The organism is Acidimicrobiales bacterium, from assembly GCA_035540975.1.
Classification (GTDB): Bacteria; Actinomycetota; Acidimicrobiia; order Acidimicrobiales.
The window spans coordinates 14620-37421 of sequence record DATLFN010000167.1; the positions used below are offsets into that span (position 1 = coordinate 14620).

Sequence of the window (22802 nt, forward strand, 5' to 3'; positions counted from 1 at the left end):
CTGAGGGCCTCATCCGTGACCATCTCGATCTGGCCGTCCCGCAGCAATGCCACGTGTTGGCACAACGCCCGCCCACCTGGATTTGCCGGAGGACGCGGGTGTCGGGCATCTCAAGCTGGGCGGAAGGCAATGTCGAGCACGTTGCCCGGCGCGCCGGTCCGTGGTGGTTCGGCGACGCAGCCGCTGATGGATCGGATCAGGCAATCGGAGGGTGGAATTGACTGAGCGCAGGCACCCAGGATGGACGAGATTGGCACCCACGACCTGGACTCCGCTGGCCGGTGACGCCTTGGCCGGAGCAACCGTTCTCGTGATCGACGACGACCCGGTGAACGTGACGCTGCTGGAGCGGGTCCTGCAGCGTGCCGGGGTGGGAACGGTCCACGGGCTGACCGACCCCTCCTTGGCGGTGAGCGCCTGCCTCGATCTCCAGCCTGATCTGTTGATGCTCGACCTCCACATGCCGAGGCTCGACGGCCTGGAGGTACTCGGGCAGCTGCGGCTGACGCTCCCCGAGGGCGAGTTCCTTCCGGTCATCGTGCTCACCGGTGATGTGCGCTCCGCGGCGAGGGACGACGCCCTGGCGGCCGGCGCCAAGGATTTCCTCATCAAGCCGTTCGATCACACCGAAGTGGTCCTGAGGGTCCGAAATCTGATCGAGACCCGCATCCTGTACGACAGCGTGCGCCGGCACAACGACGAGCTGCGAAGCGAACTGGACCAGCGCACGGAGCGGGAGCGCCTTGAGCGAACCGAGCGGGCGGTGCGTCGGCGGCGCGTGGAGGGTGCCCTTGCCGGTGACGTGCTCGGGATGGTGTTCCAGCCCATCACTGATCTCTCCACCAACGAGGTGGTGGGCGTTGAGGCCCTGGCCCGGTTCGCCTGTGCGCCGCGGCGGCCCCCGAACGAGTGGTTCGCGGAGGCGGCCGAGGTCGGACTGGGGACCGAGTTGGAGTTGGCCGCGGTCCGAGCGGCATTGGCGGCGGTGGACCGGTTCTCCGTGGAGACCTTCGTGTCCGTGAACGTCTCGCCGTCGACTGCGGCGGCACCGGAGCTGCGCGACCTGGTCGCCCGGGGACCTTCGGGGCGCATCGTGCTGGAGTTGACCGAGCACGACCGGATCGACTGCTACGAGCCTGTGCTCGAGGCGCTCGACGGTCTGCGCCGCCACGGCGTCCGTATGGCCGTGGACGACGCCGGTGCCGGCTACGCCGGTCTGCAACACATCCTCCGGCTCCGCCCCGAGATCCTGAAGCTCGACATGGGCCTCACGCGGGGGATCAACGCCGACCCGGCCCGGCGGGCGCTTGCCACCGCCCTGGTCAACTTCGCCGCCGACATCGACTCCATGATCATCGCCGAGGGGGTGGAGACGAGCGAAGAGCTCGACACCCTCCGCTCGCTCGACGTTCAGTGTGCCCAGGGATATCTGCTGGGACGGCCCGACCCCGCTCCCGATGAACACGGCCGTTCGGCGACGATGGGTACCGACCCTGCCGACATCACCGCCGAACCACGGCCTCGCCCGCGCCGGCAGCAGTAGTCGCATCGCTGCGGTGACGCTCCAGCCGCACTGACTGACCTGGCGGGGTCGCATCGCAGCACGACCTCAAGAACCCACCTTTCGCGCGCACGTCGTCGCGTGGGCGTAGGGCGTGCCGATGAGCCCGCGCCCGATGTTCGGCCGGGTGCAGCTGGTCGGCCGCCCGATAATGCTGGCAAGCAGCGGGGTCGTTACCAGGCCGGGACAGCGCAGATCGCCCCCTCGCGGGCGGTACCTACGAGGCGCCGGCGATGAAAGCCGTGACGATGCGTGCGGAAGGTCACAGCCGAGCCGACGCAACGGTGGCCTCCCTCGGGCATTATCCCGCGCGTCCACCGCGTCATGCTGACCCGACTCGGTGAGCGCCACCGGACCAGCGAGGCCGGCGCAGCATGCGCGTGCCGCCGCGCGCCAACGGCGGCCCGTGGGGGCCGCCGTTGCCGTGGAGGCGGAGGTGGAGGTGGAGGTGAGCTGCGGGGTGCTACTTGCCGCCCAGCAGGGCGCTGACCGAGCCCGTAGCCGAGCCCACCAGGTTGGCCGAGGCCGGCGGGATCGACGCCGAGCCGTTCACCGAACCGCTGGCCGAGCGGGTGGCCGACACGCCGGTGCTCGTCGAGGGGACGGCCGGGCCGGCCGTCGTCTCGCCGCCGCCGCTCACCGAAGCGGTGATGGTGGCGGGCAGGTCGGTGCGAACCTGGGTCAGCGCGGAGAGCCCGCGTCGCCCTGGGCTGCCACCACGCCGCGGGCGGTGGTGATCTGGGTGTCCACGGCCTTGACGATGTCGCCGCCGGCCTTGACCGAGGCGTTGGCCGTCGCCGACGCCGTGGTGGTGAGGCTGCCACCAGGCGGATGGACTTGTCGGCGACTTCTCGTCGCGGATCTTTACCGAGCGCCGCTTCGATACTGTTCTCGGGCGAGTTGACGCACTGTTCGTCGGGCGGCTCCACGCCAGACGTGCTTCTTGCCGCAACGAATCCCAAGCACCATCGCGACCGTCGCCGGCATGCGATGCACGGGCACCCGAGCGGTGTCCTCGGCCGGCGGCGCCGGCTGCCCCTCCTGGAGGTGGCGCGCAGCAGGAAGCAAAGGCCCCCTCCGCGCGAGAGCGGAGGGGGCCTTGGGGGGCCGCTTGGTCCGGGCAGCGGCCCAGGGTGCCGAGCGGGTTGGGGCGGCTGAGCGCAGGTGCGCCGCCAGCCGCCCCGTTCCGATCAGGGGTAGATGACGCCGGAGGTGTAGGTGGTACCGAAGCCCGAGCCGCTTGAGACGGTGCACTGGAGATTCTTGTAGTCGCCGCCGACCATGCGGCAGTAGTCGGCCCGCCCGTCGCCGTCGAAGTCGGCCCACCCTCGGGTGTCGTCGTAGCCGGGATCGACCACCGCCGACGTGTAGGCCGTGGAGAAGCCCGACCCGTAGGCGAGGTCGCAGCGCAGCCTCAGGTCCCACCACGGCCCGACCACCCGGCAGAAGTCGGCCGTACCGTCCCCGTTGTGGTCGGCCCAGCCCCGCCCGGCGTCGTAGCCGACGTCGAGGTACCTGGAGATGTCCGAGCCGAAGCTCGAGCCGTTCGACAGGGTGCAGACGATCCTGTTGTTGCTCCCCACACCACGGCAGAAGTCGGAACGACCATCCTTGCTGACGTCGGCCCACGCCCGGGTGGCGTCGTATCCGGGGTCGAGCTTGCCGGAGCCGAACGTCGTTCCGAATCCGGAGCCGGTGGAGGGTGTGCAGTGCACGAACTTGTCCCACCCTCCGGTGACCCGGCAGTAGTCGGCCCTCCCGTCACCGGTGACGTCGGTCCAGGCCCGACCGGCGTCGTAGCCGGGATCGATCCCGCCGGTCCCGAACGTCGTGCCGAACCCCGTTCCCGTGGACGGAGTGCAGCGCAGGGCGGGGCCCCAGTGGTCGATCACCCGGCAGTAGTCCGCCTTCCCGTCCCCGGACGCGTCCGCCCAGGCGCGGCCGGCGTCGTAGCCCGCCTGAACTGGTCCGGACCCGAAGGTGGCACCGAACCCCGTCCCGGTCGACGGCGTGCAGTTCAGGTACTTGTCGGTCACGCCCACCACCCGGCAGTAGTCCGCCTTCCCGTCGCCGGTCACGTCGGCCCAGGCCCGTCCGGCGCTGTAGCCCGGGTCGACGGCGCTCGGCGACGAGTACGTCGTGCCGAACCCCGTCCCGGTGGAGACCGTGCATTTCAGGTAGTTGTAGTCGGAGACCCGGCAGTAGTCGGCCCTGCCGTCACCGTTGAAGTCGACCCACCCCTTCGACGCCTGCACGGCCTTCGGGATCGGCGCCGACGACGCCGAGGCCGCCGGGCCGGCCATCACCACCGCAGCCGTCGTCACCGCCGCCAGCCCGAGGCGCTGGATGATCTTCCCGCTCATGATGTCCTCCGTCCCTGGAACCCCCGAGCGAGGCTCCCGGAACCGATGGTGAGGGCCTGTGATCCCGCAGTCATGGGACCGCAGTCCCGAATCGGGTGGGAAATTCGGCCGGCCCCGGCGCCGCCTCTCGCTGCGAAGCCCGTGGACGTGGCGGTAGGCGGCGCTAGCGTCTCGTGACGTGAGGCAGGTGACCGTCCGGCCGCGGCCATCTGCCGACCCGGCGACCGAGGCGTCGGCCGTGTCCCGCCCGGAGCTCCCCCTCCGTCCGATCGCCTGGGTGGCGTGGGCGGCGACGGCGGCGTTCACGCTGCTCAACGCCGTGCTGCTCGCCGGCAACTACTCGACCCCGTCCACCGGCGGGACCACCACGGGGGGCCTCGAGTTCGTCGCCGGCGCCGGCTATTTCGCCATCGCCACCATCGGCCTGGCCGCTGCCCTGCGCAGCCCCCGCAACCGCAGCGGCTGGGCGTTCCTCGCGGCTGGTGGGGCCGTCGCGTTCGGCGCCTTCACGAGCGAATACGCCGCCTACGGCCTGATCACCAAGCCGGGCGCCCTGCCCGGCGGCCGCTGGGCCGCCTGGCTCGGCGCCTGGACGTGGTGGGCCGGGGCCTCGTTCGGACTGGCGTTCGCGCTGCTCCTCTACCCGGACGGGGCGCTGCCGTCCTCCCGCTGGCGGTCGGCCGCCCGCCTCGCCGCGTTCGACGTGGTCCTGCTGGCGCTCCTGCACGCGCTGACGCCCGGCCCCCTCCACGGGGAGTACGCCATCGCCCGCAACCCGCTCGGGTTCGACCCCGCCGGCAGCGCGGTGCGGTCGGTCCGTGACCTGAGCTGGCTGCTCGTGGCCACCAACGCCGCCATCGGGACCGCGGCCGTACTGCGCCGGGCGCGGACGCACGCCGACTCGGAGCGGCGACCGCTCTACTGGCTGGCGGGCGCCGGCGCGGCCACCGCTCTCGCCGCCATGGTGTGGGGCGTCGACCGTGGCGACGATGGGGCATCTTCCACCGCCCAGCTCGTCGTCGCCCTCGCCGTCCTCGCCGTCCCCGCCGCAGGGGTCCTGGCATCAGCGCAGACGGCGTCGCTTCGACGCTCGATGGCGCGACTGGTCGCCGCCCGGGAGGAGGAGCGCCTGCGCATCCGGCGTGACCTCCATGACGGCCTGGGCCCGACGCTGGCCGGAGTAACCCTCCAGCTCGACGTGGCGAGAACCCTTGTCGCAACCGACCCTGCGGCGGCCGAGGCCGTCCTCGACCGCGTGAGCGGGCAGATGCAGCTCGCGGTAGGCGACATCCGCCACCTGGTCGACGAGTTGCGGCCACCGGTGCTCGATCAGCTGGGTCTCGTCGCCGCGGTCGAGCAGAGCGCGTCGTTTCTCGCACACCAAACGGGCGGATGCCGCTTCGAGGTGTCGGTGACCGCCACCGGCGAGCTCTCAGGCGTCCCTCCGGCCGTCGAGCTCGCCGCTTACCGGATCGTGATGGAGGCGGTGACGAACGCCTGCCGCCATGCCCAGGCGTCGACGTGCCGGGTGCGGCTCGAGCTCGATCGGTCCCTCGGCATCACCGTAGAGGACGACGGCGTGGGCGTCCCTTCGAGCCACCAGCCGGGTGTCGGCCTGGCGTCCATGCGGGAGCGTGCGGCCGAGCTCGGGGGGAACTGCCGCGTGGAGCCGCGTGCCGGCGGCGGCACCGTCGTGCGGGCCAACCTGCCGGTGGCGCCGTGAGCGCCGCCGACGCTCGGCCCGTCCGGGTGCTTCTGGTCGACGACCACCCTGTGTTCCTCGAGGGGCTGCGCGCCGTGGTCGCCCACGCCTCTGGCTTCGAGGTCGTCGGCGAGGCCTCCTCCGGTGAGGAGGCGGTGGAGGCCGTCGGGGAGTACCTCCCGGACGTCGTCGTGATGGACCTGAACCTGCCGGGCATCAACGGCATCGAGGCCACGCGCCGGATCGTCGCCGCCCACCCCGAGGTACGAGTCCTCGTCCTGAGCATGTTCGAAGACGACGCCTCGGTGGTGTCCGCCTTGCGGGCCGGCGCCGGGGGCTACGTGCTGAAGGAGTCGCGCCGCGGCGAGCTGCTCCGGGCCATCGAGGCGACGGCGAGCGGGCAGGCCGTGTTCGACCCCGCCGTCGCCCGCCGGGTCGTGGGGTTCGTCGCGGCCGATGCCCGGCCACCCGAGCCCGCCTTCCCCCAGCTCACCGCTCGCGAGCGCGAGATCCTCGTCCTCGTCGCCCGGGGGCTGACCAACGAGGCCATCGCCCGTACGCTGTTCCTCAGCGTGAAGACGGTGCGCAACCAGATCTCAACCGTCTTCGCCAAGCTAGGGGTGGCGGGGCGGCCGGAAGCGATCGTCGTGGCTCGGGAGGCCGGGCTCGGAGTGTCCGCCGGTGGCGCCAGCTGACGTGCTCAGCGCCGGACGCCGAGGCGGCAACGCGAGCAGAAACGGGACAGGAGCGATGATTGCTCGTGTCCAGACGGTACCCGTCGTTCCCTTCGGGGGCCGGACGACCACCTCTGTGTGCCGGACCCGAGCGTGTGGTTACAACACGCGGGTCCTCCGCACGTTCACCCACATGTCGAGGGTGAGTGGTTACCTATCAGCGCTCGAACCGCACGAAGCGTGGGCCGCAGGAGGCGCTGGGACCGGCCGCCAGTGAGCGACCCAGCCGGGCCGGGGAACCCCTCGTAGGCTGCCCGGGGTGCAGCGGGCGGGAATCATCAGTGAGCTGTTGAAGCGCGCCAACCTCACGCCCCCGGACCTCCTCGCCGCCGACGTGGCCGCGGCTATCTCCGATGCCGGCGGGAACCACCTGGTGATCTATGTCGTCGATTACGAGCAGCTCACCCTGCAGCCCGTCGCTCTCGCCACCGACCTGCTGGAAGATCGACCCGAGGGCGTCGGGGTGGCCGGCACCATGGCGGGCCGTGCATTCCAGCGCCAGGAGGTCGTCTGGGCCGAGACGCCGAACGGCTGGCGCGTATGGGCGCCCCTCGTAGAGCGGGCCGAGCGCGTCGGCGTTCTCGAGCTGGGGTTCACGTCCGTCGACGACGAGATCGTGCGGCTGTCGGAAGACCTGGGGCGCCTCGTCGGCCATCTCCTCCACACGGCTGGCCGCTACACCGATCTCGTGGAGCTGCGCCGCCGGCGTCGGAGCCTGAGCCTGGCCGCCGAGATGCAGTGGGACATGCTGCTCCCGCCCCTCGCGTTCCATGCCCCCGAGGTGGCCATCGCCGGGTTGTTGGAGCCGGCCTACGAGGTGGCAGGCGACGGCTTCGACTACTCGCTCGACGGCGAGACGCTGAGCTTTCTGATGCTCGACGCCATGGGCCACGGGCTGCGCGCCGCGCTGGCCAGCACGCTCGCGCTGGCCGCCTACCGCCACGCCCGGCGGCGGGGCGACGGGCTGGCCGCCATCGCCCGCAGCATGGACGAGGCCCTGGCGTCGGAGTTCGAGGGCGACACGTTCGTCACCGGACACATCGGCTCCCTCGACACCGGCACCGGCCGCTTCCGGTGGGTCAACGCTGGTCACCCAGAGCCGATCCTCGCCCGCGGCGCCAGAGTCGTGGGGGAGGTCTCGTGCCCCCCCTGCTACCCGCTCGGGCTCGGGATTCTCGAGCCGGAGATCGGTGAGTGTCGGCTCGAGCCCAGCGATGCCTTGGTCTTCTACTCCGACGGCGTCACCGAGGCGCGCCCCGCCACGGACCGGCGTGACCAGTTCGGCCTCGATCGCCTGAAGGACCTCCTGGAGCGCAACCTCGGCGTGGGCCTGGTGGCGTCCGAGGTGCTGCGGCGAACGGTGGCCGCCGTGGTGGAGCACCGGGCCGAGCACCTCGAGGACGACGCCACCCTCGTCATGCTGGAGTGGCGCCCCGCCTCCTGAGCGTCTCCCGAACGGCGCGGCCCATGCGAGCAGACGCTTGAGCTTTGACGCGTTGGCGCGCACCTTCAGATTGCCGACCTGGCGCTTGTCGTCGACCGCCACCACGGTGTGCGTCGTCTTGTGCGGGATCCCGATGAGCCGGCGCAGGTGGTGCACAGGGCCCCGCCGGCGCGGCCGATGCGAATGCCGGCGCTGCGGCTCTCCCCGGCTCGCTCGGCCTGCCCGAGCTCGAGGCCGGCCTGCCGGCGGCTCGCCGGGGTGTCGTGGCTACCCGGCGTCCGGCCTCGCCGGCCTCCGCCCTCGTTCCCGCTGCCTGGAGCCTCACCGATCGTGGACGCCGTCGTGTCGACGGTACCGGGCTCCTGCCGAGCGTCCGCGCCCTGCCGTCGGTGGGTGCGTCGCAGGGCGGCGCAGGGACGTCCGTCGGTTCCACCCGCGCCAACGCCGGGTAGCTTGGACGACCGTACGCCGGCGGCCTCGGGGCCGCCGGCACGCGGGTCGCCCGGCCGTTGCCACCGGGTGCACGAGGGTGAGCCGCTCCTCGGCCGTCCGAGGTCCCGTCGCCCACCCGCCGGAGCGGTCGAGTCGAGAGGCAGGGCCTGCGCTGAGCCTGTTCACCAAGTTCGAGCAACCCATCCTCGGGCCGGTGGCCCACTCGTGGTGGGAGTCCCGCGCCGTGTTCAACCCGGGCGTGACCCACCGCGACGGCCTGTTCCACCTCCTGTACCGGGCGGTGTCGGCCGACGACCGGCCGCCCGAGTACGTCTCCCGGCTGGGCTACGCCACGAGCGCCGACGGCATCGAGTTCACCCGCCAGGGCGCCGGTCCGGTGTTCGAGCCGGGCCCCGACGTCCCGTACGACCGCCACGGTGTGGAGGACCCGCGCATCACCGTTCTGGACGGGACGGTGTACGTCACCTACGTGGCGATCGACGTACCCGCACTCACCCGTTCGAAGCTGTCGCGAACGGCCCTGGCCGTCACCACCGACTTCACCAGCTTCGAGCGCCTCGGCCTGTTGACGCCGCTCCCCGACATCGACGACCGGGACTGGGCCCTGTTCCCGCAGCGCTTCGACGGGCGGTACGTGATGCTGACCCGTCCCCAGAGCGTCAACGACCGGCTCGAGTACGTGAAGTGGAGGACCACCGACGAGCCGGCCGGGATCTGGCTGGCCACGTCACCCAGCCTCACCCGCTGGGTGATGGACCCGGCCGGCGGGAACCCCGAGGAGGTGCGGGGGCTGGCGCCGCAGCAGCCGTGGGAGGGCGTGAAGACAGGGATCGGGCCGCCGCCGATCGAGACGGACGACGGGTGGCTCGCCATCTACCACGGCAAGGACCGCGACAACGCCTACTACGGCGGCCTCGCCCTGCTCGACAGGGACGAGCCCAGCCGGGTCGTCGCCCGCCTCCCCGAGCCGTTCCTCCGCCCCGAGCTGCCGTGGGAGCGCAGGGGTGACCTGGACGACTGCGTCTACCCGTCGGGCGCCGTCGTGAAGGACGGCACCTTGTTCGTGTACTACGGCGCCACGGACGACAAGTGCGGCGTGACCACCGCCCCGCTGGACGGCGTCCTCAAGGAGCTGCGCAGGCATCCCGCCCGCTCGGGCTGAGATGACCAAGGCGGGGACAACCCTCGGCCACCCACTGCCGGTACCAGGCGTCCCAGCCACCGCGGCGGCCGTGGCGGTCCTCCCAGTCGTCGGGCCTGGGGAAGATGTCGCCGTGGTCGAGCGCACGGCACACGTTGTCGCGGTCGGCCAGGAACCGGTAGCCGAGCCGGTCGGCAACGACCGCGACCGTCACGTTGTCGTAGGAGTAGAAGAGCCGGTCGTGGTCCTCGGCGAAGCCGCCGACGTCGTGGAAGGCCTGGAGCGGGGCCGCCGCCCAGTTGAGCTCCCACCCGAACGCGGTGGTGGGCGACCGGCCGGGTGGGAACCGGAAGCGGCTATCGTCGACCCGTACCAGCTGGTCGGGCGGCTCGGTGAAGGGCTCGGCGAAGATCGTGACCTTGCCGTCGAGGCGGTGGACCGGTGCCGGGAGCCGGTAGGTGGCGGTGACGCCGGTGACGAACGCCCGGCCGCCGTGCTCGCGGTGGGCGTCCCAGAACCGCCGGAGGCCGTCCGCCTCGACCCAGATGTAGTCCTGGAGGCTGACGACCAGCTCGCCGCGGCAGTGCCGCAGGGCCTCGTTGTGCGAACGGTTCAGGCTCCACAGCGCTCCGTCGGCCCGGGGCGCCGCGATGTGGCGCAGGCGAGGGTCGTCGACGTAGGCGGCCACCTCCTCGTGGCGCCAGTCGTACCGCTCGTCGCACAGCACCCACTCGAAGTCCTGGACGGTCTGGTTGCGCAGCGCCGCCCACGTGACGTCGATCGACCCCGGGCGGCTGGTCACCGTGAGGACCGACACCGACGGCGCCGGAGGCCCGGAAGGCATCGCCCGAGAGGCTACGGCCGTTCCCGATCACCCGCCCGCCGCGTGCGCGCCGGGCTGCCGCGGCCGGCTGGGCGGCTGGTCGCTCAGGTCGTCGTCGCCAGCCGCCGCTACGAGCGCGAGGTCCACGCCAGGGCGGTGACGGCGATCCCGATCAGACCGGCGACGGTGAAGAGCAGGGCGATCCCGGGCTCGGGGCCGGCCCCGTACCAGCCGCCGATCCAGTCGGCTCCGGCGCCGTCGGTCATGAACGGCATGAACACCGCCACCGCGCTCCGTGTCAGCACACCCGCCGCCCCGGTGTACCGTTTTCGCGCTGAGCAGGAGGGGGGCGGGCGACGACTCGGCTCGAGCAGGGCGTGGCCCCGCACCGAGCCAGGCGCCGGAACTGCACCCCGGGACACCAGGAGTCGGGATGCAGCGGTACGAAGGCTTCGTGCGGTGGTCGGACTCAGCCGGGCGCGACGAGTTCGACCCCAGCCGCTCCGGGGCCGTCCTCACCCAGTGGCTCGAGGCTCTCTACGAGTCACACGTCCTGTTCTCCGGCCTGCTCGACCGCGGCGGCCACCTGGTGGAGGCCAACCGCCTCGCCATCGAGGGGTGTGGATTCGTCCGCAGCGAGACCCTCGGCCAGCCGTACTGGGACTGCGGGTGGTGGAGGCCCGACCCGGCGCTGTCCGCCACCGTGGAGGGTTGGTGCAGGGAGGCGGTGCGTACGGGCCGGTCGCTGCGGGCCGTGTGCCGCTACTTCCGGGGCGACGGCACCACCGGCATGGTCGAGTTCAACCTGGACCCCATCTTCGACCGCCACACGCCCGGTTCCCCCGTCACCCACCTGGTGACGACCGGCCTCGACATCTCCGAGCTGCTGGCCACCCAGGCCGAGCGGGAGGACCGGCTCCAGGCCGAGACGGCGGCCAGCCGGAGGACCGAGCGGCGCCTGCGGGGCGCCCTCGACGCCATGCTCGACAACGTCGCCATCACCCGGGTCGTCCGCGACGACTCCGGGGCCATCGTCGATTTCGAGGTGGAGTACGCGAACCACCGTGCCGCGGCGGCCGCCGGCCGGCCGGCCGAGGAGCTGGTCGGGGCGCGCCTGCACGAGCTCCACGCCGCCTGGCGCGACCCCGACATCCTGGAACGTGTGGTGGAGGTGGTCGCCACGGGCGAGCCGTTCGTCGCCGAGCGGCTGCCGTACGCCGATCCGACCGCCGGCGGCGAGGGCGGTGGCGAGGGCGGTGGCGAGGGCGGAGCGCGGGCTGGCGGCGAGCCCGGGTCGGGGTTCTGGGACGTGCAGGTCGCCCGCCTCGACGAAGGCTTCATCGCCGCCTACCGCGACGTCACCGCCATCGTGCGGACGGAGGAGGCCGCCCGCCTGGCCAGGGCCGTCGCCGACCGCGAGCGGACGGCCACCGAGGTGCTCCAGGGTGCCGCCCTGCCCGCCCACCTCCCGACGTTGCCGGGCGTCGACATCGGCGTGCACTACCGGCCGGCGAGCGTCGAGATCCCCATCGGAGGCGACTGGTACGACGTGGTGATGCCGGGCGGCGACCGGGTCGTGCTCGTGATCGCCGACGTCGCCGGCCACGGGCCCGAGGCCGCCGGCTACATGCTGCAGCTGCGCAACGTCATTCGCGCCATCGCCGTCGAGGAGACCGACCCGGCTGAGCTGCTGCGGCGCGCCAACGATGTCGCCGTGGCACTGGCCGAGCCGGAGGGGCCGTTCGCCACCTGCTGCGTCGCCACCGTCGACCGCGACCGGGCACGCCTGCGGTGGGCGGTCGCCGGGCACATCCCCCCGGTGGTCCGGCACAAGGGGCGTCGGGCCGCCTGGCTGCGGTCGCGGGCCGGGTGCCCGCTGGGCGTCGAGCGGGGAGCCACCTTCACCACCAGCGAGGAGAGCCTGGCGGTGGGAGACCGGATCGTCCTGTTCACCGACGGGCTGGTCGAGACGAAGACGGCGTCGATCGACGAGGGCATGCGCCGCCTCCTGGGGAGCGTCGACGCGTCGGAGGCCATGCCCGCCGGGCCGGCAGCCGAGTGGCTGGCGGCGAACGTCAGCTCGGGCGACGACGACGTCGCCCTCATCACCCTCGACGTCACCTGAGCCGTTCGCCCGTCCGGTCGGGCCACCGGCGCCGGACGCGCCGGTGGCCGCCGGAGCGGCGGCCACCGGTCGTCCCTGCGGTGCGCTCGGTCAGTCCCGGTCGAAGCGGTCGAGGGTCATGACCTTGTCCCACGCCGCCACGAAGTCGCGCACGAACTTCTCCTTGGCGTCGTCGGACCCGTAGACCTCCGAGATGCCCCGGAGCTGCGAGTGGGAGCCGAACACGAGGTCGACGGCGGTGGCCGTCCGCGTGACCTCGCCGGTGGCCCGGTCCCGCCCGTCGTAGACGTTCTCCGTCGACTCGGACGCCTTCCACTCCGTGCCGGCGTCGAGCAGGTTCACGAAGAAGTCGTTGGTCAACGTCTCGGGCCGGTCGGTGAAGACGCCGTGCGGGGAACGACCGGTGTTGGCGTTCAGCACGCGCATGCCGCCGACGAGGACCGTCATCTCCGGTGCGGTCAGCGTCAGCAGGTTCGCCCGCTCCAGCAGCAGCTGCTCGGGCGGCTGCTTCTCGCCGGCCCGGAGGTAGTTCCGGAACCCGTCGAAGGTGGGCTCGAGCACGGCGAAGGCCTCGACGTCGGTCCGGTCCTGCGAGGCGTCGGTGCGACCCGGCGCGAACGGCACGGTGACCTGGTGGCCGGCGTCCTCGGCCGCCTGCTCGACGGCCGCGCACCCGCCCAGCACGATCAGGTCGGCCAGGGAGATCCTCTTCCCACCCGACTGCGTGCTGTTGAAGTCCTGCTGGATCTCCTCGAGGGTCTGGAGCACCTTGGCCAGCTCGCCCGGCTGGTTGACCTCCCAGTCCCGCTGCGGCGCCAGGCGGATGCGGGCCCCGTTGGCCCCGCCCCGCATGTCGGTGCCGCGGAAGGTGGCCGCCGATGCCCAGGCGGTGGAGACCAGCTGGGAGATCGACAGGCCGGAGGCGAGGAGCCTGTCCTTCAGGGCGGCGACGTCCTCGTCACCCACCAGCTCGTGGTCCACCTCGGGCACGGGGTCCTGCCACAGCTGGGGCTCGGGGACCCACGGTCCGAGGTAGCGCCGGACGGGCCCCATGTCGCGGTGGAGCAGCTTGTACCAGGCCTTGGCGAAGGCCTCCGCGAACTGGTCGGGGTTCTCGTGGAACCGCTTCGAGATGGGCCCGTAGATCGGGTCCAGCTTCAGCGCCAGGTCGGTCGTCAGCATCATCGGGGCGTGGCGCTTCGACGGCTCGTGGGCGTCCGGCACGGTCCCCTGCGCCTCGGGGTTCTTCGGCGTCCACTGCTTGGCCCCGGCCGGGCTGGTGGTGAGCTCCCAGTCCCAGTCGAACAGGTTGTCGAAGTACCCGTTGTCCCACTTCGTCGGCTCGTTGGTCCACGCTCCCTCCAGGCCGCTGGTGAGCGTGTCGGGGCCCTTGCCGGTGCCGAAGGTGTTCTTCCAGCCCAGGCCCTGGTGCTCGACCGGGCACGCCTCGGGCTCGGGACCGATGTACTGGGGGTCGACGGCGCCGTGGCACTTGCCAAAGGTGTGCCCGCCGGCGATCAGCGCGACCGTCTCCTCGTCGTTCATCGCCATGCGGCGGAACGTCTCCCGGATGTCACGGGCCGAGGCCAGCGGGTCGGGGTTGCCGTTCGGCCCCTCCGGGTTCACGTAGATGAGGCCCATCTGCACGGCCCCGAACGGACCGCCGAGCTCCCGTTCGCCGCTGTAGCGCTCGTCGCCCAGCCAGGTGTCCTCGGGCCCCCAGAAGATCTCCTCGGGCTCCCAGATGTCCTCCCGCCCGAAGCCGAAGCCGAACGGCTTGAAGCCCATCGACTCGAGGGCGCAGTTGCCGGCGAAGACCAGCAGGTCGGCCCAGGAGATCTTCCGCCCGTACTTCTGCTTGACCGGCCACAGCAGGCGGCGCGCCTTGTCGAGGTTGGCGTTGTCGGGCCAGCTGTTGAGCGGGGCGAAGCGCTGGGAGCCGTCGCCGCCACCGCCCCGGCCGTCGGCGATGCGGTAGGTGCCGGCGGCATGCCACGTCATGCGGATGAACAGGCCCCCGTAGTGGCCGTAGTCCGCCGGCCACCAGTCCTGCGACGTCGTCATCACCTCGAAGATGTCCTGCTTCAGCGCGTCGAGGTCGAGGGTCGCGAACTCGGCGGCGTAGTCGAAGTCCTCGCCCATCGGGTTCGAGCGGGGCGAGTGCTGATGGAGGACCTGGAGGTCGATCTGGTTCGGCCACCAGTCCCGGTTCGACCTCGGCCGGTGCGGCTTGGGCTCGGGAGCCGGGATCGCCGGGTTCTCGCTCTCGCTGATGCTCTCGGTCTCGTCCTTGGTCGCTTCCTTCGGGTCAGGCACGTCGGTCGCTCTCCTCTCGTTCGTTCGAATGACTGGTTCCGGGACTCGCCCCGGCACACTCGGGGCACCGGCCCCAGTAGATGACCTCCGCCTCGTCGATGTCGTAGCCCGAGCCGTCGGCGGCCGTCAGGCACGGGGTGTCGCCCACCGCGCAGTCGACGTCGACCATCCGGTTGCACGCCCGGCAGATGAGGTGGTGGTGGTTGTCGCCGACCCGGTCCTCGTAGCGCGTGGGCGACCCGGCGGGCTGGATGCGCCGGAGCAGGCCCTTGTCCGTCAGCGTCGCCAGGGCGTCGTACACCGCCTGACGCGAGATGGCGCCGATCTCCGCCCGTACCGCCCGGTAGATGTCGTCGGTCGTGCTGTGGGGCCCGGACGATGCCGCCCGCAGGACCGCCAGGCGCTGGGCGGTCACCTGCACGCCGTGGCGGCGGAGGAGCGCCGCGTGGTCGATGACGTCCTCGCCTGGCACGGGGTCACCCTAGCCGCGACTCTGGGGTGGGTCCAAATCTTGTTCCGTTCGATTGCGGGGGCGGCGGCGGGCCCGGTCAGGCGCCCACGTACGCCGCCAGGTGCTCGCCGGTGAGCGTCGACCGGGACGCGACCAGGTCGGCCGGTGTTCCCTCGAAGACGACCCGGCCACCGTCGTGGCCGGCGCCTGGGCCGAGGTCGATGATCCAGTCGGCGTGCGCCATGACCGCCTGGTGGTGCTCTATGACCACGACCGACTTGCCGGCGTCCACCAGCCGGTCGAGCAGGCCGAGCAGCTGCTCCACGTCGGCCAGGTGGAGGCCGGTCGTGGGCTCGTCGAGCACGTACACGCCGCCCTTCTCCGCCATGGAGGTGGCCAGCTTGAGCCGCTGCCGCTCGCCGCCCGACAGCGTCGTGAGCGGCTGGCCGATGGTGAGGTAGCCGAGCCCGACGTCGCCGAGCCGCTGGAGGATGGCGGACGCGGCCGGCGTGCGCGCCTCGCCGCTGCCGAAGAGCTCACCGGCCTCGGCCACCGACATGGCGAGGACCTCGCTGATGTCGCGGCCGCCGAGGCGGTAGCCCAGCACGGACGCCTGGAACCGCTTCCCCTCGCACTCCTCGCACGTGGTGGCGATTCCGGCCATCATCGCCAGATCGGTGTAGACGACGCCCGCACCGTTGCACGCGGGGCAGGCCCCCTCGGAGTTGGCGCTGAACAGCGCCGGCTTCACCCCGTTCGCCCTGGCGAACGCCTTCCGGATGGGGTCGAGCAGCCCGGTGTAGGTCGCCGGGTTGCTCCTGCGCGAGCCGCGGATGGCGGACTGGTCGATCGACACGACGCCGTCGCGCCCGGAGACCGAGCCGTGGATGAGCGAGCTCTTGCCCGAGCCGGCCACCCCCGTGACCACCACGAGCACCCCGAGGGGGATGTCGACGTCGACCTCCCGCAGGTTGTGGGTCGTCGCGCCGCGGACCTCCAGCGCGCCGGAGGGCGTCCGTACCGTCTCCTTGAGACGGGCCCGATCGTCGAGATGGCGGCCGGTGACGGTGTCGCTGGCCCGCAGCCCGTCGACGGTGCCCTCGAAGCAGACGGTGCCGCCCGCCGTGCCGGCGCCGGGGCCGAGGTCGACGACGTGGTCGGCGATGGCGATCGTGTCCGGCTCGTGCTCCACGACGAGCACGGTGTTGCCCTTGTCACGCAGGCGCAGCAGCAGGCCGTTCATCCGCTGGACGTCGTGGGGGTGCATGCCCGTGGTGGGCTCGTCGAAGACGTAGGTGACGTCGGTGAGCGAGGAGCCGAGGTGGCGGATCATCTTGGTCCGCTGTGCCTCGCCGCCCGAGAGCGTCCCCGACGGCCGGTCGAGCGAGAGGTAACCCAGCCCGATCTCCACGAAGGAATCGAGGCTGTGCTCCAACGCGGCGAGCAGCGGCGCCACCGACGGCTCCCGCAGGCCGCCCACCCACTCGGCCAGGTCGCTGATCTGCATCGCGCAGGCTTCGGCGATGTTGATCCCCCCGATCCTCGACGACCGAGCCGCCTCGTTGAGCCGGGTGCCACCGCAGTCGGGGCAGGCGGTGAACGTCACCACCCGCTCCACGAAGGCGCGGATGTGCGGCTGGAGCGCATCGACGTCCTTGGACAGGAACGACTTCTGGATCGTCGGGATGAGACCGGCGTAGGTCAGGTTGATGCCGTCGACCTTGATCCTGGTCGGCTCCCTGTGCAGCAGGTCGCGCAGCTCCTTCTTCGAGAACCTGCGGATCGGCTTGTCGGGGTCGAAGAAGCCGCAGCCCCGGAGGATGCGGCCGTACCAGCCGTCCATGCTGTAGCCCGGGATCCTGAGCGCACCCTCGTTGAGCGACCGGCGGTCGTCGTACATCTCCGACAGGTCGAAGTCGGTGACCGACCCCATCCCCTCGCACCGGGGGCACATGCCGCCGTGGTAGACGACGTCTCGCACCACGATCCTCTCGCCCGCGCCCTTGTCGACCGTCATCGCCCCGCTCGCCCTCCGGGTCGGGACGTTGAACGAGTAGGCGGTCGGTGGCCCGATGGGCGGCTTTCCCAGGCGGCTGAAGAGGATCCGCAGCACGGCGTTGGCGTCGGTGGCCGTGCCGACGGTGGAGCGGGCGTTGGCGCCCATGCGCTCCTGGTCGACGATGATCGCCGTCGTCAGCCCCTCCAGCACGTCGACGTCGGGCCGCGCCAGCGCCGGCATGAAGCCCTGCACGAAGGCGCTGTAGGTCTCGTTGATCAGCCGCTGCGACTCGGCGGCGATGGTGCCGAACACCAGCGAGCTCTTGCCGGAGCCGGAGACGCCGGTGAAGACGGTCAGCCGTCGCTTCGGGATCTCGATGCTGACGTCCCTGAGGTTGTTCACCCGGGCGCCGTGAACGCGGATCAGGTCGTGGCGGTCGGCCATGTGCCCCGCCGCCGACTGCTCGTCCGGCTTCACATGCGTGCGGCCCGTGCCATGGCCGCCGGCGTCATGCCGACCACGGTACGCGACGGCGTCACGCCGCCGGTCTCCCATGTCGCCTGTTCGTGCGGCAAGAAGGGGCGAATATCGCCCGTTCTTGCCGCATGAACGGTCCGGGGGCGGTGGTGCGCCGCAGCCTGTCGCCCGCAACCGGCCCGGCCCGCCGTGGTCGAAGGTCCCCGCCGACGGCGGAGCGTGACGGTGTTACGGGCTCTCGACCAGGGCGCTGCCGCCGCCCCGCCGGCGCGCCTCGGCCACGGCCTGCACCCGGCCCCCGGGCAGGAAGGCGATCCCGGTGGCCGCCCCGATCTCGGCCGTGGTGTTGAAGGTGTGGCCGCGGGCCCGGAGGGCGGCTGCTTCGGGCGTGGCCAGGAAGGCGGGCTCGACCACGGTGGCCGCCGTGTTGCGCTGCGACAGCCGCGGTGCCTCCAGGGCGGCGGGAAGAGTCAGCCCCAGGTCCAGGTGGCCGACCAGGATCTGCAGGACGGTGGTGATGATCATGGACCCGCCCGGCGACCCCACGGCCAGGAGCGGGGCGCCGTCGCGCAGGACGATGGTGGGCGCCATGGAGCTGCGGGGCCGCTTGCCCCCCTCCACCCGGTTGGGGTGGGTGGTGGAGTCGAAGTTGAAGTCGGTGAGCTCGTTGTTGAGCAGGAACCCCCAGCCGGGGACCACCACGCCGTTCCCGCCCACCGATTCGATCGTGTACGTGTACGACACCACGTTGCCCGCCCGGTCCGAGACCGTGAGGTGGGTGGTGGACCCGGACCGCTCGGACGTGGCAGCCGCCGTGCCCTCGGCCGGGACGCCGCCGTCGTAGGGGCGGGGGTCGCCGGGCGGCACCGGGCTGGTGGCCGACGTCTCGCCCACGAGGGCCCGGCGCTCGGCCGCGAACCCGTCGGAGAGCAGGCCCCGTAGGGGGACGCGGAAGTAGCCGGGGTCGCCCACCCAGGCGTTGCGGTCGGCGAACGACAGCCGGGAGGCCTCGAGGTACAGGTGGAGGGCCCGCTCCAGGGTGGTGCCGCCCAGGTCGAACCCCTCGAGGATGTTGAGGGCCTCGCCCACGGTGGACCCGCCGCTCGACGGCGGGCCCATGCCGTACACGTCCAGGCCCCGGTAGCCGACCCGGGTGGGCGGCCGCTCGGGGGCCACGTACGCCTTCAGGTCGCGCATGGTCATCACGCCCGGGCGCCAGCGGTGGTCGGCCCCCGGGGCCAGCGGCGGCTGCCGGACGGCCGTCACCATGGCGTCGGCGATGGCGCCCCGGTAGAAGCCCTTGGGCCCGAGGCGGGCGATGCGCTCGTAGGCCCGGGCCAGGTCGGGGTTGCGGAAGACGCTGCCCACGTCGGGGGGCGTGCCGTCGGGCTCGAGGAACAGCGCGGCCGTGGAGGTGATGTCGTCGAAGAAGTCGGCGTTGGCCGCCACCTGGTCGAAGAAGACCTGGTCGACCACGAATCCCTGGCGGGCGACCCTGATGGCGGGCCGGAGGGCGTCGCGCAGGGATCCGGTGCCGTAACGGGCCAGGGCGTCGGCCCATCCCTGGACCGTGCCCGGGACGCCCGCCGACAGGCCGCTCCACCGGGCCTCCCCGAAGGGCAGCGGGGCGCCGCCCTCGAAGAACGACATCGGGTGCATGGCCGCCGGGGCCGTCTCGCGGTGGTCGATGGTGGTGACGGACCGGTCGGCCGCCCGGTGGATCACGAAGAACCCGCCGCCGCCGATCCCGGCGGAGAAGGGCTCGGTCACGCCGAGCACCGCGGCTGCCGCCACCGCCCCGTCGACCGCGTTCCCGCCCGCCCGCATCACCTCCATGGCGGCCTCCGACGCCTCCAGCTGCACCGTGGCCGCCGCAGCGCCCGACCCCTCGGCCACCGGCTGCTGGCCGGCCCGGGCGCCGGCCGGCGGCGCCGCGCCGAGCCCCACCACGACGCAGCTGGCCGTCACGGCCCACGTCGTCGCCCTCCGCCGCCAGCTGAACGCTCGCCCCATCCTCGTCCTCCCGTCGCCGGGGGCCCAGCTTCCCAGCGCCGGACGATCCATGACAAGCCCCTCGGCGTGGAATGGGCCGCGTGCCGCCGTCGGCCGCTCGCCCTGGGCGCTCGAAGTGCCTCCGGCGGCGACGGAACGGTGCCTGTCCCCGGGACCGACGGGCGCCCCGCGCCCGCGGGGCCGCGACGTGGACCGGTTCCCGAGGCCGGCCCGCACCCTGGACGCCGCCTGGCGCTCCGGGCATACTGCGCAGAAGCGCCCGAACGGGCGCCGAGGCAGGTTCGCGGCGTGCGAGGTCGCTTCGCAGTGGCGCCGGCTCGGCCGGCTGAGCGCCCCGACGGCGCCACCGCGTCCGCGATCTCGCCTGCCGCCACGAGAAGGGGGCCCATGGTGCACGTCCGCAAGGCGTTGGTGGCGACGGTCCTGTTGCTTTCGGTGATGGCGGCGGCGCCCGCGGGCGCCCACGACCCCGAAGAGGCGCACACCGGCCCGGGGGCGGTGGGGCCCACACTGGTCTCCGACAAGATGAAGCCTCGCGCCACGCTGGCGCGCTCGGCGGACGCCGTGCAGTCGGACTTCGCGTTCGCAGGGAAGCTGGCGTACGCCGGCAACTTCCTCGGTTTCCGTGTCCTCGACATCTCGGCCCCGGCCAACCCCGTGCAGGTCGCCGACGTGCGCTGCAACGGGCCGCAGGGCGACGTCTCGGTGTACGGGAACCTGCTGTTCCAGTCGGTCGACACGCCCCAGACGAACCCGACGTGCAGCAGCGTGAACACCACGGCAGCGACGCCGGGCGCCTGGGAGGGCATCCGCATCTTCGACGTCACCAACCCGGCGGCGCCGAGCCACGTCGCCTCGGTGCGAACGGACTGCGGCTCGCACACCCACACGCTCGTGCCCGACCGGGCGAGCGACCGGGTCCTCGTGTACGTCTCGTCCTACCCGTTGGGGACAGCGGCCCTCGGCCCGAACTGCCAGGGCCCCCACGGGTTCGTCTCGATCGTGTCCGTGCCGGTGGCCAACCCGGCAGCGGCGACGGTGAGCAGGTACTTCCTCGACCCGGCGACCGAGCTGGCCGTGTACCCGCTGGCCGGTGGCCCGTTCGCCTTCCGGGCGTGCCACGACATCAGCGTGTTCGTCGAGATCGGGAGGGCGGCCGCCGCCTGCCTGAGCGAGTCGCAGATGTGGGACGTCTCCGACCCGGCCAACCCGGTGTTCCTGTGGCGCTTCGACCATCCCGTCGTGAACCCGGCGAACATCGACCTGTGGCACTCGGCGTCGTTCAGCTGGGACGGCACGGTGGTCGCCTTCGGCGACGAGTCCGGCGGCGGGACCTCGGCCCGGTGCGTCGACCCGAACGACCTGCAGGGCCGCATCTGGTTCCTCGACGCCGGGACCGGCGCCTTCCTGGCCAACTACAAGATCCCGAGGTCGGAGGCGGGGGTGTGCACCATGCACAACTTCAACTTCGTGCCGTTGCGGGACGGGCGGAAGGTGCTGGTGTCGTCGGCCTACACCGGCGGGACCACCGTGGTGGACGTGAACGCCCTCATGGCCGGAGCCACCCCCGCCGCCGCCGAGCTCGGCTACTACCGGCCCACGGGCGCCCGCGCCTGGTCGTCGTACTGGTACAACGGCCGCATCTACGCCAACGACTCCGTCCGGGGCGTCGACGTCATGGACCTGGTCGGCCGGTCGGTGGCCGGAGCCCGGAAGCTGCCGTACCTGAACCCGCAGACCCAGGAGTCGCTCATCCCCTGACTCCGGCACCGGGCCGCCGATCGTGGGCTCCGACCTGGTCGGCGGAATCCCGGGCCGGCCCCTCCGGGAACTAGAAAGGGCCCATGGCCGGTACCGCGCAGGCACGCGACGACGGTGGCCTCGAGCTCCGCGGCCACCGGGTCCGGGAGGTCGGGTTCGGCCGGAGCACCCGCTTCGAGGGCGGCACCCTGACCGTCTCGGAGGCCGCCGCCCGCACCGCGATGGCCGACCCGGCGCTGGCCGACGTCCGCCTCTCCTGGGCGTCGCCCGGCGACTCCACCCGCATCGTCAAGGTGCTGGACGCCGTCGAGCCACGCTCGAAAGGACCGGGCGGGGGCGGGATCTTCCCCGGCTTCGTCGGCCCCCCGCTGCCCCGGGGCCGGGGCTCCACCACCGTCCTCCGGGGGGCCGCAGTCGTCACGGCCGGCTTCCTGCCCCGGGCGCAGGAGGCCTTGGTGGACATGTCGGGCCCGGCCGCCGACCTGTCGCCCCTCGGTTCGACCCACAACCTGGTGGTCGAGTTCACCCCCGCCGACGTGGCGTGGGAGGAGGTGTACGACGCGCTGCGCCGAGGGTCGCTCGCCCTGGCCGCCCACCTGGCCGAGGCGGCGCTGGACGCCGACCCCGACGACGTCGAGCGCCTGCCCGCGTTGCCGAGGCGGGAGGACTCCCCCGACCTGCCCCGGGTCGCCGCCGTCACCAACCTCCAGACCCAGGGGAGGTTCAAGGAGGTCTTCGTCTACGGGCAGAGCTTCCTGCCCACGGGCCTGCCCACCCTGATCGACCCCAACGACCTCGACGACGGCGCCGTGGTCAGCGCCCAGCTGGGCCACCCGAGCCTCAAGAACCCCACCTGGGTGTTCCAGAACCACCCCGTCGTGGCCGCCCTGCGGGCCCGCCACGGCGTCGACCTCCTGTGCGCCGGCGTCGTCCTGTCACCCGAGCCCGTCGACTCCACCAGCAAGGAGCTGGTCAGCGCGGCGGCGGCGCGCCTGTGCCGGGTCGCCGGCTTCGACGCGGTGATCGTCACCAAGGAGGGCGGCGGCAACGCCGACGCCGACATGGCGCTCAAGATGGACGCCCTGGAGGAGGCCGGCATCCCCACCGTCGCCCTGTACGCCGAGATGTCGGGCCCCGACGGCACCGGCCCCGCCATCGTGGTGCCGCCCACCAAGGCGACCGCCATGGTGAGCACCGGGAACTACGACCAGCGCCTCCAGCTGCCCGGGATGGAGACGGCCCTCGGCGACGACACCCTCGACATCGCCGGCCAGCCGGCCACCGCCGAGGTGGAGGTGCCCACCGCCGTGGTGTACTGCTCGCTCAGCCCCCTCGGCTGGGGGCACCTCACCTGCCGGGAGTCCCTGTGAGTTTCGCCTCGCAACCAGAGGTTGCTCGGCGAGCTGGCGGCGCTCCGGCCGACCGGCAGAGCCGGCCGG

The 22802-nt window shown here is 72.4% G+C and carries 16 protein-coding genes; 8 read left to right on the top strand and 8 right to left on the bottom strand.

The features are described from left to right. Nucleotides 1-310: 310 nt before the first annotated feature. Nucleotides 311-1543 (top strand): EAL domain-containing response regulator, encoded by a 1233-nt coding sequence (locus tag VM242_16295; GenBank protein ID HVM06718.1) that lies wholly within the window; start codon nucleotides 311-313, stop codon nucleotides 1541-1543. Nucleotides 1544-2024: 481 nt separating this feature from the next. On the opposite strand, the gene VM242_16300 is transcribed toward VM242_16295, so the two are convergent. Together VM242_16300 and VM242_16305 are read right to left on the bottom strand one after the other, a co-directional pair. Continuing rightward, nucleotides 2025-2201, bottom strand: a complete 177-nt coding sequence (locus tag VM242_16300) for a hypothetical protein (protein ID HVM06719.1) — start codon at nucleotides 2199-2201, stop codon at nucleotides 2025-2027. Between the two features lie 550 nt (nucleotides 2202-2751). Beyond that, nucleotides 2752-3924, bottom strand: a complete 1173-nt coding sequence (locus VM242_16305) for a VCBS repeat-containing protein (GenBank protein HVM06720.1) — start codon at nucleotides 3922-3924, stop codon at nucleotides 2752-2754. A 178-nt stretch (nucleotides 3925-4102) separates the two neighbouring features. On the opposite strand from VM242_16305, the gene VM242_16310 reads away from it, so the two are divergent. The 4 genes from VM242_16310 to VM242_16325 all read left to right on the top strand — a co-directional run bounded on the left by VM242_16310 (nucleotide 4103) and on the right by VM242_16325 (nucleotide 9419). Beyond that, nucleotides 4103-5647, top strand: coding sequence for a sensor histidine kinase (locus VM242_16310; protein ID HVM06721.1), 1545 nt, complete (start codon nucleotides 4103-4105; stop codon nucleotides 5645-5647). Beyond that, nucleotides 5644-6321: a response regulator transcription factor gene (locus tag VM242_16315; GenBank protein ID HVM06722.1), complete on the top strand. Its 678-nt coding sequence runs from the start codon at nucleotides 5644-5646 to the stop codon at nucleotides 6319-6321. Before VM242_16310 ends, VM242_16315 begins: the two co-directional genes overlap by 4 nt. A gap of 298 nt (nucleotides 6322-6619) precedes the next feature. Beyond that, the gene (locus VM242_16320; GenBank protein ID HVM06723.1) at nucleotides 6620-7804 is read left to right on the top strand and encodes a PP2C family protein-serine/threonine phosphatase; all 1185 of its coding nucleotides are present in this window, start codon (nucleotides 6620-6622) and stop codon (nucleotides 7802-7804) included. A gap of 529 nt (nucleotides 7805-8333) precedes the next feature. After that, the gene (locus tag VM242_16325) at nucleotides 8334-9419 is read left to right on the top strand and encodes a hypothetical protein (GenBank protein HVM06724.1); all 1086 of its coding nucleotides are present in this window, start codon (nucleotides 8334-8336) and stop codon (nucleotides 9417-9419) included. Here VM242_16325 and VM242_16330 read toward each other — a convergent pair. Both VM242_16330 and VM242_16335 read right to left on the bottom strand, forming a co-directional pair. Further along, entirely contained in the window at nucleotides 9382-10242 is an 861-nt protein-coding gene (locus VM242_16330) for a glycosyltransferase family A protein (GenBank protein ID HVM06725.1), read from the bottom strand. The genes VM242_16325 and VM242_16330 overlap by 38 nt on opposite strands. A 107-nt stretch (nucleotides 10243-10349) precedes the next feature. After that, a complete protein-coding gene (locus VM242_16335; protein ID HVM06726.1) occupies nucleotides 10350-10526 on the bottom strand; it encodes a hypothetical protein in 177 nt (58 codons plus the stop codon). Between the two features lie 128 nt (nucleotides 10527-10654). Between VM242_16335 and VM242_16340 the strand changes: the two genes are divergently transcribed. After that, a complete protein-coding gene (locus VM242_16340) occupies nucleotides 10655-12346 on the top strand; it encodes a SpoIIE family protein phosphatase (protein HVM06727.1) in 1692 nt (563 codons plus the stop codon). A 90-nt stretch (nucleotides 12347-12436) separates the two neighbouring features. On the opposite strand, the gene katG is transcribed toward VM242_16340, so the two are convergent. The 4 genes from katG to ggt form a co-directional block, all read right to left on the bottom strand. Then, nucleotides 12437-14662, bottom strand: coding sequence for a catalase/peroxidase HPI (gene katG, locus VM242_16345; protein HVM06728.1), 2226 nt, complete (start codon nucleotides 14660-14662; stop codon nucleotides 12437-12439). Then, nucleotides 14655-15134 (bottom strand): Fur family transcriptional regulator, encoded by a 480-nt coding sequence (locus tag VM242_16350; GenBank protein ID HVM06729.1) that lies wholly within the window; start codon nucleotides 15132-15134, stop codon nucleotides 14655-14657. Before VM242_16350 ends, katG begins: the two co-directional genes overlap by 8 nt. 76 nt (nucleotides 15135-15210) lie before the next feature. After that, entirely contained in the window at nucleotides 15211-17589 is a 2379-nt protein-coding gene (locus tag VM242_16355; GenBank protein HVM06730.1) for an excinuclease ABC subunit UvrA, read from the bottom strand. A 228-nt stretch (nucleotides 17590-17817) separates the two neighbouring features. Beyond that, nucleotides 17818-19557 carry a gamma-glutamyltransferase gene (ggt, locus tag VM242_16360; GenBank protein ID HVM06731.1) on the bottom strand — a complete coding sequence of 580 codons (1740 nt, stop codon included), beginning with the start codon at nucleotides 19555-19557 and terminating at the stop codon, nucleotides 17818-17820. A gap of 432 nt (nucleotides 19558-19989) precedes the next feature. On the opposite strand from ggt, the gene VM242_16365 reads away from it, so the two are divergent. Beyond that, a complete protein-coding gene (locus VM242_16365; protein HVM06732.1) occupies nucleotides 19990-21363 on the top strand; it encodes a hypothetical protein in 1374 nt (457 codons plus the stop codon). Nucleotides 21364-21446: 83 nt separating this feature from the next. Continuing rightward, nucleotides 21447-22733, top strand: a complete 1287-nt coding sequence (locus VM242_16370; GenBank protein ID HVM06733.1) for a glycine/sarcosine/betaine reductase component B subunit — start codon at nucleotides 21447-21449, stop codon at nucleotides 22731-22733. The last annotated feature ends 69 nt before the right edge of the window (nucleotides 22734-22802 follow it).

Coding starts and splice junctions, on each gene's coding strand:
- VM242_16305 (HVM06720.1), bottom strand. CDS start 3,924: ATGAGCGGGAAGATCATCCAGCGCCTCGGGCTGGCGGCGGTGACGACG.
- VM242_16330 (HVM06725.1), bottom strand. CDS start 10,242: ATGCCTTCCGGGCCTCCGGCGCCGTCGGTGTCGGTCCTCACGGTGACC.
- VM242_16340 (HVM06727.1), top strand. CDS start 10,655: ATGCAGCGGTACGAAGGCTTCGTGCGGTGGTCGGACTCAGCCGGGCGC.
- VM242_16365 (HVM06732.1), top strand. CDS start 19,990: ATGGTGCACGTCCGCAAGGCGTTGGTGGCGACGGTCCTGTTGCTTTCG.
- VM242_16370 (HVM06733.1), top strand. CDS start 21,447: ATGGCCGGTACCGCGCAGGCACGCGACGACGGTGGCCTCGAGCTCCGC.